The 11,677-nt window shown below is 60.1% G+C and carries 8 protein-coding genes; all 8 read left to right on the top strand.

All coding sequences use genetic code 11. The features are described from left to right. Positions 1-398 precede the first annotated feature (398 nt). The 8 genes from ASD72_RS03555 (at position 399) to ASD72_RS03520 (ending at position 11,566) form a co-directional block, all read left to right on the top strand. Positions 399-1,016, top strand: coding sequence for a TetR/AcrR family transcriptional regulator (locus ASD72_RS03555; protein ID WP_056878602.1), 618 nt, complete (start codon positions 399-401; stop codon positions 1,014-1,016). A 77-nt stretch (positions 1,017-1,093) separates the two neighbouring features. Next, complete coding sequence (locus ASD72_RS03550; protein WP_056878601.1) at positions 1,094-2,194, top strand: efflux RND transporter periplasmic adaptor subunit; 1,101 nt, start codon at positions 1,094-1,096, stop codon at positions 2,192-2,194. Further along, positions 2,191-5,289, top strand: a complete 3,099-nt coding sequence (locus ASD72_RS03545; protein ID WP_056878600.1) for an efflux RND transporter permease subunit — start codon at positions 2,191-2,193, stop codon at positions 5,287-5,289. Before ASD72_RS03550 ends, ASD72_RS03545 begins: the two co-directional genes overlap by 4 nt. A gap of 32 nt (positions 5,290-5,321) precedes the next feature. Then, positions 5,322-6,125: an oxidoreductase gene (locus ASD72_RS03540; RefSeq protein WP_056878599.1), complete on the top strand. Its 804-nt coding sequence runs from the start codon at positions 5,322-5,324 to the stop codon at positions 6,123-6,125. 94 nt (positions 6,126-6,219) lie between these two features. Then, entirely contained in the window at positions 6,220-7,626 is a 1,407-nt protein-coding gene (locus ASD72_RS03535; protein WP_200948819.1) for an MFS transporter, read from the top strand. A gap of 78 nt (positions 7,627-7,704) precedes the next feature. Further along, the gene (locus ASD72_RS03530) at positions 7,705-9,036 is read left to right on the top strand and encodes an outer membrane protein transport protein (RefSeq protein WP_056878598.1); all 1,332 of its coding nucleotides are present in this window, start codon (positions 7,705-7,707) and stop codon (positions 9,034-9,036) included. 235 nt (positions 9,037-9,271) lie between these two features. Continuing rightward, the gene (locus ASD72_RS03525) at positions 9,272-9,916 is read left to right on the top strand and encodes a TetR/AcrR family transcriptional regulator (protein ID WP_056878597.1); all 645 of its coding nucleotides are present in this window, start codon (positions 9,272-9,274) and stop codon (positions 9,914-9,916) included. Positions 9,917-10,009: 93 nt separating this feature from the next. Next, entirely contained in the window at positions 10,010-11,566 is a 1,557-nt protein-coding gene (locus ASD72_RS03520; RefSeq protein ID WP_056878623.1) for a beta-xylosidase, read from the top strand. Positions 11,567-11,677 lie beyond the last annotated feature (111 nt).

The raw sequence follows: 11,677 nt of genomic DNA, 5'->3' as shown, positions 1-11,677 counted from the left end.
GCGGGAGCGCGTGGGCGCGTACGTTGTCGACACCAGCTTCTGGGACGAGGATTTTAGGGGAAGGTAGAAGGGCCTTGCGGCGGTCCGTTTGCCACGTTCGTTCAATGCTTTGCTCCATTCTTGGTCTGACATGTCTCCGCGTAGGGATGGGCGGTAATCACAACCCTCTGCGTTGGACGCTAATTCACAGTGCACGGAAGCTTCACTTGTGCTCTGGGAACGGGCTCGGGTCGACCGGGGTGGCAAATATGGCGCTCAGTCCTGATGCGGGCTTGAACCCCCGACCTGTAGAGCGGCAGCTCGCCTGGTTGAGGTGGCCTGATCGTTCCATAAACAGTGACGGATGTCGATGTTGGTCATTCGTTGCGACCATTTTGTCCGGGGGGTAAGCTGTGCCGATGAACGCTTCTACCAACGTTGCCAGCGCATCCCGTGGCCCTGTCGAGCATGAAATCCGCGACCAGATTGTCGCCGCGGCAACAGAGCATTTCAGTCGCTATGGCTACGAGAAGACGACGGTCTCGGATCTTGCAAAGGCCGTCGGCTTCTCCAAGGCCTACGTCTACAAGTTTTTCGAGTCCAAGCAGGCCATTGGCGAGATGATCTGCACTAACTGCCTGGCTCAGATCGAGGCGGAAGTCAGTCAAGCCGTTCGGCAGGCCGACCAGCCTGCGGAAAAGCTTAGGCGCATGTTCAAAGCCTCGGTAGACGCCAGTCAGAGGCTGTTCTTCCAGGATCGCAAGCTCTACGAGATCGCCGCGTCAGCAGCCGGCGAGCGTTGGCAATCGGTCATTTCTTACGAGGGGCGCGTCCGTGGGCTGCTGCAGCAAATCCTGCAGGAAGGCAGGGATTCCGGAGAGTTCGAGCGCAAGACGCCGCTGGACGAGACTACCAATTCGATCTATCTGGTTCTGCGCCCTTATCTGAACCCCTTGCTGCTTCAGCACAGCTTAGAATTCACAGAGCAGGCGCCAGCGAGTCTCTCCAGCTTGGTGCTGCGAAGTTTGTCCCCCTAGACCCAACGGTAGTGACTATTGACTATATTGGTCACTAGGAGCAGAGTGCCCGCCGAGGCCAGACCGGCGGGACACATATGCTCAAGATTGTTAATAATTCGTTAATTGGTGTACTGACAGTCGCTCTCGCCGCGTGCGGAGGGCAGTCCAGCGCAGACCCTCGCACCGAAGCGCCCTTGGTTCGCACGGCGACCGTGAAAGGAGCTGATACCGGGTCTCGGTCGTTTACCGGCACCGTCGCTGCTCGTGTGCAGAGCGATCTGGGCTTTCGCGTTTCAGGAAAGGTGTCCCAGCGGCTCGTGGATGCTGGCCAGACGGTCCGGCGAGGCCAGGTCCTGATGCGGATCGATCCGTCGGATCTGCGGCTTGCTGCTCAAGCGCAGCAGCAAGCTGTTCTGGCTGCGCAGGCACAGGCCACCCGAGCCATCGCCGATGAGGCGCGCTACCGCACCCTTGTGGGCACGGGCGCGGTGTCGGCCTCGTCCTACGATCAAAGCAAGGCGGTTGCCGACGCGGCAAGAGCACAGTTGGCTGCCGCACGCGCTCAAGCCCAGGTGGCCAACAACGCCAATCAGTACGCAGAGCTTCTGGCTGACGCTGACGGCGTGGTCATGGAGACGCTCGCCGAGCCTGGACAAGTGGTCAACGCCGGCCAGCCTGTCGTTCGCCTGGCGCGCACCGGAGACCGGGAAGCCATCGTCCATCTTCCAGAGACGCTCCGGCCCGCATTGGGGTCGACAGGGCGCGCCATGCTCTATGGCGACAGCAGAGGTCCTGTGCCCGCGAAGCTTCGACAGCTCTCAGATGCTGCCGATCCTCTGACGCGTACCTACGAGGCGCGATATGTCCTCGATGGGGTGCTCGCAGATGCGCCCTTGGGAGCCACTGTCACGGTTGACATCGAAAGCGGCGCGACGTCGACAGAGGGGCTGCAGGTACCGATTGGTGCACTGTTCGATCCCGGAAAAGGGACGGGAGTGTGGGTGCTGGAAGGCAAGCCGACAAAAACTGTCTGGCGCCCGGTCCAGGTGCTGGAGATCACGGCCGAGATGGCGCGGGTCAAAGGCAATCTGCGCACGGGCACTCAGGTCGTGGCGATTGGCGCCCATCTCGTTAAGAACGGCCAGGTGGTCGTTCCGATGAGCGAACGGACCGCGCACGCTGGAGCACAGCCATGAGCGAAGGGCGATTCAATCTTTCGTCCCTTGCCGTCCGAGAGCGTTCGATCACCGTCTTCCTGCTGTTCCTGATCTCAGCGGCGGGCATTCTTGCGTTCTTCCAGTTGGGCAGGGCTGAGGATCCGCCGTTCACGATCAAGCAGATGACGGTGGTCAGCGCCTGGCCTGGCGCCACCGCCCAGGAGATGCAGGATCTGGTGGCCGAGCCGCTTGAGAAGCGCTTGCAGGAGCTCCGGTGGTATGACCGCTCGGAGACCTATACCCGTCCTGGGCTGGCCTTCACGATGGTGTCCTTGCGCGACGCCACACCGCCCTCGCAGGTCCAGGAAGAGTTCTATCAAGCCCGGAAGAAGCTCGGGGACGAGTCAAAGAGACTGCCTGCTGGGGTGATTGGGCCAATTCTCAATGACGAATATGCCGATGTGACATTCGCACTCTTCGCGCTCAAAGCGAAGGGCGAGCCGCAACGGTTGCTGGTGCGTGACGCCGAGGCACTGCGCCAACAGCTGCTGCACGTGCCTGGGGTCAAGAAGGTCAACATCATTGGCGAGCAGCCCGAGCGCATCTTCGTCTCGTTCTCCCACGATCGACTGGCCACTGTGGGCATAAGCCCCCAGGAGATCTTCGCCGCGCTCAATAGCCAGAACGTGCTCACACCCGCAGGCTCGATCGAGACCCGCGGCCCGCAGGTTTTGGTCCGCGTCGAGGGCGCCTTCGACAGTTTGGAGAAGATCCGCCAAACACCGATCGTGGCTCAAGGGCGTACGTTGAAACTATCGGATGTTGCTACGGTGGAGCGTGGCTACGAGGATCCGGCCACCTTTCTCGTTCGTAACAACGGCGAGCCCGCGCTCTTGCTGGGCGTAATCATGCGCGATGACTGGAACGGCCTGGATCTCGGTAAGGCTTTGGAGTCAGAAGTCAGCAAGATAAATTCCCAGCTCCCGTTGGGAGTCTCGCTCAGCAAAGTCACCGATCAGGCCGTGAACATCAGCTCGGCAGTCGATGAGTTCATGGTCAAGTTCTTCGTGGCCCTACTTGTGGTGATGCTGGTGTGCTTCATCAGCATGGGCTGGCGCGTGGGCATTGTGGTCGCTGCCGCGGTACCTCTAACGCTGGCTGCCGTGTTCGTGATCATGGCGGCCACCGGCAAGAACTTCGATCGCATCACATTGGGCTCGCTTATCCTGGCGTTGGGGTTGCTGGTGGACGACGCCATCATCGCCATCGAAATGATGGTCGTGAAGATGGAGGAGGGGTATAGCCGTGTGGCGGCTTCCGCCTACGCCTGGAGCCACACCGCCGCGCCCATGCTGTCCGGCACCCTGGTCACCGCCATCGGCTTCATGCCCAACGGTTTCGCGCGGTCTACCGCGGGCGAATACACCGGCAACATGTTCTGGATCGTCGGCATCGCACTCATCGTGTCCTGGGTGGTGGCGGTCGTCTTCACCCCCTATCTCGGTGTAAAGCTGCTGCCGGACATCAAGAAGGTGGAAGGCGGACATCAGGCCATTTACAACACCCGTAACTACAACCGCTTCCGGGAGCTGCTGGCACGTGTTATCGCTCGCAAGTGGCTGGTCGCCGGCGCGGTGGTGGGACTGTTCGTGCTGGCCGTTGTTGGCATGGGCGCGGTCAAGAAGCAGTTCTTTCCCACATCTGACAGGCCTGAGGTGCTGGTCGAAGTTCAGATGCCCTACGGAACATCCATCCAGCAGACCAGTGCTGCGGCGGCGAAAGTCGAGGCATGGCTCGCCAAACAGGAAGAGGCGCGCATCGTCACGGCCTACATAGGGCAGGGTGCTCCGCGCTTCTTCCTGGCGATGGCGCCGGAGCTGCCTGACCCATCGTTCGCCAAGATTGTCGTGCTGGCAGGCGATGACAAGGAGCGAGAAGCGCTCAAGTTCAGGCTGCGCGAGGCGATCGCGAAGGGGCTGGCCCCTGAAGCGCAGGTGCGGGTTACTCAGATCGTGTTCGGTCCTCCTTCACCGTTCCCTGTGGCCTACCGTGTCATGGGCCCAGACCCCAATAAGCTTCGCGAAATCGCAGCCGAAGTCGAAAGCATCATGCGCAAGAACGACATGATGCGAACGGTCAATACCGACTGGGGTCCTCGGGTTCCCACGCTGCACTTTGCGCTTGATCAGGATCGTCTCAACGCCGTCGGTTTGACCTCCAGCTCCGTGGGATTGCAGTTGCAATTCCTGCTCAGTGGTGCCCCGCTTACCGAAGTGAGAGAGGACATTCGCTCGGTACAGGTGGTCGGTCGTGCCGCGGGCGACACACGCCTGGATCCAGCAAAGATCGCCGACTTCACTTTGGTGGGAGCCGGTGGGCAGCGGATACCTCTCTCTCAGGTGGGCGCCGTGGAGATCCGCATGGAGGATCCCATCCTCCGTCGCCGGGATCGTACGCCGACCATCACAGTGCGCGGTGATATCGCAGAGGGTTTGCAGCCACCCGACGTTTCCACGGCGGTACTGGGTGAGCTGAAGCCCGTCATCGAGAAACTGCCATCGGGTTACCGAATCGAGCAAGCGGGTTCGATTGAGGAGGCGGGCAAGGCGACAACTGCAATGCTGCCGCTTTTCCCCATCATGATTGCGCTCACCCTGCTCATCATCATCCTCCAGGTGCGCTCGATCGCGGCGATGATCATGGTCTTCGCCACCAGTCCGCTCGGCCTGATCGGTGTGGTGCCCACACTGATCGTCTTCCAGCAGCCATTCGGCATCAATGCTTTGGTCGGCTTGATCGCGCTGTCGGGAATCCTGATGCGAAACACGCTGATTCTGATCGGGCAGATTCATCACAACGAACAGGAAGGATTGAGCTCGTTTGACGCCGTGGTCGAGGCAACGGTGCAGCGCGCGCGTCCGGTGATCCTGACAGCGCTTGCCGCCATCTTGGCCTTCATTCCCCTGACGCACTCGGTGTTCTGGGGGACGCTGGCCTACACCCTGATCGGCGGCACTCTTGCAGGAACTGTCCTGACGCTGGTCTTCCTGCCGGCCATGTATTCGATCTGGTTCAAGATCAAGCCAGTCTCACCTGCTGACAGAACCTCGCCCGCGTTGGATGCGGCGCACTGAAGCGTTATCAACTACTAGAGCAGGAAGTGAAGATGAAGAAGAAAGTCGTTCTTGTCACTGGCGTCTCATCCGGCATTGGACGAGCAAGCGCCAGGGCCCTGGCAGACGAGGGGTTCACGGTGTACGGCAGCGTACGTCAACTTGAACACGCGGAGCCTGTAAAAGGGGTGACGCTGGTGCAGCTTGATGTGCGTGTGCAGGCAAGTGTCGATCACGCCGTCGCTAGCATCATCTCGAAGGAAGGCAGGATCGATGTCCTCGTGAACAGCGCTGGCCAGAATCTGGTGGGCTCCGTGGAGGAGACGTCCATTGATGAGGCCGAGGATCTCTTTGATACGAATGTCTTTGGCGTGATGAGGGTGATCCGCGCCGTATTGCCTCACATGCGCTCCCAGCGCTCTGGGAAAATCCTCAACGTAAGCTCCGTGCTGGGATTTCTTCCGGCGCCCTACATGGGCGTCTACTCCGCAAGTAAGCATGCGGTAGAGGGTTTGTCGGAGAGCCTGGATCACGAACTGCGGCAGTTCGGGGTCAGGGTGACGCTGGTGCAGCCGTCCTTTACAAACACGAATTTCAAGTCGAACACGCGGCTCGTGCAGAGCACAGTGACCGAGTACGACCGGGAGCGTGATCGTGCAATCGACGCTATCGGTCGCGCCTCTACTGAGGCGCCCGATGCGGCCTTGGTGGCAGACACGATCATGGAAGCAGTACTGGGTGGCTGGCAGATGCGGCGCACACCCAAAGGCCAAGCATCGCTACTGGCCAAGCTTCGGCGCTTCATGCCCTTCAAGCCGGTGGATGCAAGTCTGCGTCGGACCTTCGGCCTGGCGTGACCCAAGCGCGTCCAGCCGGTGCGCACCGCATCGCCGGGGCGCACTGAAAGACTACTCAAAGCCCCTCGAAGCACCCGATGAGAGCCGAACCGTCGTGTCGATCCCCGCACGCACCAGCCAAGAAGAGCCTAGCGTATCCCTGAAGAGCGGCTCGCCCTGGGCGGTATTCGGGGTCGTTAGCCTGTCGATGTTCGCCGTATCGATGGACGGCACCTTGCTGTTTGCGGCATTTAGTGCGCTTCGCGCTGGTTTCCCGGAGGCATCTGCGGCTGATGTCTCGTGGGTACTCAATGCTTACACGGTGGTCTATGCGGCACTGTTAGTTCCGGCGGGAAGGTTGGCCGATGGGCACGGACGCAAGAAAGTATTCATTTCTGGTATCTCGTTGTACCTGTTGGGCTCGGTCGGTTGTGGTCTGGCCTTTGATGTCGGCTGGCTCGTTGCCGCGCGTGTCATCCAGGCTGTCGGCGCCGCTCTGCTGACACCTGCCTCGTTGTCTCTGGTGCTTGCCGCATTCCCGCAGGACAAGCGCGCTGTTGCCATCAGCCTTTGGGGGGCGGTGGGTGGTCTAGCGGCGGCGGTTGGGCCCAGTCTCGGGGCCTTTGTGGTCGCTTCGGCCGGGTGGCGATGGGCGTTCTACTTGAATGTCCCGTTGGCCGCTTTCGCGCTGTGGCGCGGCGCAAGAGTACTCACAGAAGGTTGCCAGCCGACCACGCCTCGCTCTTTGGACCTGTTGGGCATGGGGCTTCTGATCACTGCGATAGCAGCGGTCGCGCTGTCCATCGTGCAAGCAAACGCGCCGGGCTGGACGCAGCCTGAGCTTCTAGCCGTGGCGGGAATAGGGCTGGTGAGCATGATCGCCTTCGTTGCATGGTCTCGAGTGAGCAGCCAGCCGATGGTTGATCCAGGTCTGTTCAAGAGCCGCACCTATCGCTACGTCAACCTCGCCACGCTGAGCTTTGGCGCAGTCTTCTCCATGATGTTCTTCTCCTTTTTCTTCTACATGAAGACCATCTGGAGCTACCCGTTGGCTCTGGCGGGGCTGGCAATCGCGCCGGGGCCTTTGATCGTGATTCCGGCGGCTGCCATATCGGGCCGGATAGCAAGCCGGCATGGGTACCGCGCGCTTCTGGTCCTCGGCTGCCTGATCCATGCAGCCAGCGCATTGTGGTTCCTGCGGGTTCCCGGCGCGGAGCCAGCCTATCTAACGCATTGGCTACCAGGTCTGCTTGTGGGCGGTATCGCTGTGGGCATGGTGATGCCCTCGCTCTCAGGTGCAGCAGTGGGTCAGTTGCCCGCCGAGCGCTACGCGGTGGGCGCCGCCGTCAATCAGGCGATACGTCAGATTGGATCTGTCATGGGTGTTGCCATCACCGTGTTGCTGCTCGGTGGCACGAATCTACAGCGCGCGGACTTCGATGCCGTCTACCTGTGTCATATCGCGCTGGCATTGCTTACGGCGACCTTTTGCATGCGTATCAAGGCGCTACCGCGTCAATAGCGCGATCTACCGACCCAGCGCAAGCGTACCGCGTCTGTGGAACCGAACAACTAGCCAATCAATTCAACGGGGGGAAGCATGAACGTAAGAAACAAGCTGTCTTGTGCCATTGTCTCGGCGATTGCCGTTGTCAGCATTCTGGCGCCCGTAGAGGGCCGTGCAGCTGCATTTCAATTGAAGGAAAAGAGCGCAAAGGCATTAGGACGCTCGTTCGCCGGCTCCATCAGCGCGCCAGGCGACGCTGCAGTCATCGCCGATAATCCAGCCGCCATGCGGCTGCTGGATGGACGGCTACTGCAGGTCGACCTGACGGCGGTGGACTACTCGATGGACTTCCAAGGCACGGGTAGCGATGCGCTGGGTCGTCCGCTCTCCGGAGGAGACGGCGGGGATGCCGGTAAGCTAGGCGCCGTGCCGGCTGCCTATTTCTATACGCCGATGGGCCAGCGCACGCATTTCGGCATGTCGCTCACCGCGCCATTTGGGTTCTCGACGGATTATGACCGCAACTGGATGGGTCGCTACCACGGTGTTTACACCGAGCTCCAGGCCGTTGATCTTGGGATGTCATTGTCATACGACGTGAGCCCGTACGTCTCCTTCGGTGGCTCCATTTTCATTGAGCGTGCGGAAGCAAAGATCGAAAACGCAATCGATTTTGGCGCCATGTTGGCTGCCACAGGCGTGCCCGGCTTCGCGCCCACTTCGGCCGATGGTTACACCAAGCTGGATGGAAGCAACACCGAGTGGGGGTTCACGGTTGGTGGACTGTTCTGTCCGACTGACCACACGCACATTGGTATCGCCTATCGGTCCGAGGTAAAGCACGAGATCGATGACGTGGACATGAGGTTTGATGTTCCGCCCAACGTGGCGGCAGTGATGGCGGTCGCTAGGCCGGGCTGGTTCACGGATACCCGTGCGGCCACCGAGCTGAAGTTGCCTGCAACACTCACGGCGAGTTTCTCCCATGAGATTGGCGATCGCTGGACGATCATGGGAGACGTGACCAGAACCGCCTGGGGGAAATTCAAGGATGTGCGGCTTGACTTCGAATCAAGCCAGCCTGACCAAGTACTTGAGTTCGGCTATCACGACAGTACGTTTGTCTCATTGGGAGCCGAGTACAAGCTTAGTCACCAGTGGACGCTGCGCGCCGGCGTCGCCTCCGACGAGTCTCCAGTGTCCAGCGAGGTGCGTGATGTCCGAGTGCCTGACGTCCGCCGCAAATGGCTGTCTGTTGGCGCGACCTGGAAGCCGGATCAAGTGTGGGAATACAGCCTGGGCTACACCCACCTGTTCCTGGATGAACCGGGCATATCGCTCAGATCGGCCACCGGAAGCACGCTGCGCGGCACGTATGAGTACGGGACCGACATTCTTGGCGTGTCGGTAGTCCGCAGCTTCTGAGGTCGCGCAGGATCGCCTTCTAAAGGGATGCGTGTAGCACAGGGAGCAGTCATTCGCTGCAGGCGGCATTGTCGCCTCCGACGGGCCTCAGGCATCGATAAGGGTGCCTGGGGCGGCTCTCAACTTAGGTTGTACTTCCACTTAAAGGTCTAAAGAACATGGGTCGTCCCATCTGGTGTGCCCTGGCTGCCGCATCGAGTATCCGTGCTGGTCTCACAGGCATGAGATTCGAGTGATGTCGAGTGGGAATCGTCTGCGCTGGGAACGTGCGCGCGAGCAGACACGCGCGGCCATCATTGAGGCGGCATCTCGAGCTTTTGAAGCCACCGGCTACGACGACACCTGCATGAACCGGATAGCGCAGATTGCCGGGTATACCAAGACAACCGTCTACTCGCACTTCCGGGACAAAGGCCGCTTGTTCGCGGCAGTCATGGAATCCCACGCCTCCAGATTTCACCTGATAGTTCTACCTCCCATGCCCATGCTCGCCCTGAATGAGGCGTTGGCCTATGTCGCGCTAGAAATTCAGAAGTTGGCGCAGGTAAGTGCGTGCCGTCGCTACTGTGCCACGATTCGACGTTCGGGCAGTGGCATGGGATTCTATGTCGAACTCTGGGCTGCCTACCTTGCTCCTTGCCGGGAGTTCGTCCATGTTGCTTTGGTTCGTGAAGGGGTTGAGCTGGCCAAATATCATGCCGATCTCTACTTGCAGTTGATGCTTCAGGCGAACTCGCTGCAGATTGGGCTCTCTGCTGAACCCAACGCTCAGGCGACATTGGACTTGTTTCAGCTGGCATTCGGCAAGACGTCGCTGAATGACGGATTCCACGACGATGCTGGATTACCCTGCGGGCCGGGGAGCTCCACGAAGCAATAGCGTTATCGGTATAGCTGGCACGAGTATCCGAATACCTCGCCTGATGATCCGCCGTTATGCTCGAAGGCTATACAGAACGTGGAGCTCATCGACATGCGCCAAGTGCTGTTTGCGTTCCTTTGCAGCGTCGCGATCCCTTGCGCTGCTGCGGATCAGCCCGCACGCCGGATTGACTTGGACATCGCCCAAGCACGGGAGCCGATCGATCGCTTCTATGCACTCTCGGTGGGCTCGGATTACCCAGGCACATTGATCCGTGAGGATTCGCAAGCACATCTGGCGGCGGCGTCCAACGAGCTCGGGTTCAAGTATCTGCGCTTCCATGGCCTCTTCCATGATGCGCTGGGCACGGTGCGTCGGGTCGATGGCCAGATCGTGTACGACTGGACTAGGATCGATCAGCTGTATGACGAGATGCTGGCTAAGGGGGTACGCCCATTCGTGGAGCTCAGCTTCACGCCCTCGGCCCTGAAAACATCCGATCAGTCGCTTTTCTACTGGAAAGCCAATACCTCGCATCCCGATCCCGCCCTCTGGCGCAATCTCGTCGAGGCCTACCTTAGGCACGTCATCGCTAGGTACGGCCTGGACGAAGTGCGTCGCTGGTATTTCGAAGTCTGGAACGAGCCCAATCTGAAGGATTTCTGGGAGGGTGCTGACAGGGAGGCCTACTTCGCCCTCTACGCCAATACGGCCAGAACCGTGAAGAAAGTAGATGCCCGGCTACGCGTGGGTGGCCCATCCACGGCGGGTGCGGCGTGGATCCCGGAGTTTCTGGCGTTCTGCGAGAAAGAGGGCGTGCCGGTCGACTTTGTCACCACGCATACGTATGGCGTCGACGGGGGGTTTCTGGATGAGGAGGGTGAGCAGGACACCAAGCTACTAAGTTCACCCGATTCCATCGTCGCCGATGTTCGTCGCGCACGACAGGAGATCGACGCGTCGGCATTCGCCGGCCTGTCGCTCTACTTCACGGAGTGGAGCAGCAGCTACAGTCCGCGCGACATGGTCCATGACAGCTACATCAACGCCCCATATGTGCTGACCAAGCTGAAACAGACAAAAGGGATTGCCCAAGCGATGAGCTACTGGGCCTACACTGATCTGTTCGAGGAAGCAGGGCCGCCGCCGACGCCCTTCCATGGAGGCTTCGGCCTGATGAATCGGGAGGGTGTGCGAAAGCCGACATGGTTCGCCTACAAGTACTTGAACCAGCTTTCGGGGCGCGAGATTCCCACGACGGACGAGTACACATGGGCGTCGGTAGATGGGCGCAGGATCGCGATACTGGCCTGGGACTGGCAACAGCCCGTTCAAGATACGAGCAACAGGCCCTTCTACAGCCGCAAGCTGCCTCCCGCCCCGGCAGCCCCGCTTTTGCTGCGCATAAGGAACCTTGAACCTGGCCGGTATCGCTTGAGCGTGCACCGTACTGGCTACCTCAGGAACGATCCATTGACGACCTACATCGACATGGGTCTTCCGACAGACCTCAGCGCGGACCAGCTGGCTAATCTGCAGGCTGCGACGACGGATCAGCCCGAGCGGGACACGCTTGTGACGGTGGGTCGCGATGGCACGATAGAGCTTAATCAGACGATGCAGAGCAACGATGTAGTGCTGCTCATCCTGGATCGACAGGATAGGTGAATTTAGGTGCAGCCCATTGTTGGCAGATCCTAGGGTATGCCTGGCCTTAACTTCAGAGCGCTTGCGTCTCCGCTGTTGGCCCAGAGCTGTCATGTGCGCGACGAATGCAGT

Source organism: Pseudoxanthomonas sp. Root630 (assembly GCF_001427585.1).
GTDB lineage: Bacteria > Pseudomonadota > Gammaproteobacteria > Xanthomonadales > Xanthomonadaceae > Pseudoxanthomonas_A.
This window is presented reverse-complemented; position numbering and strand designations above follow the sequence as displayed.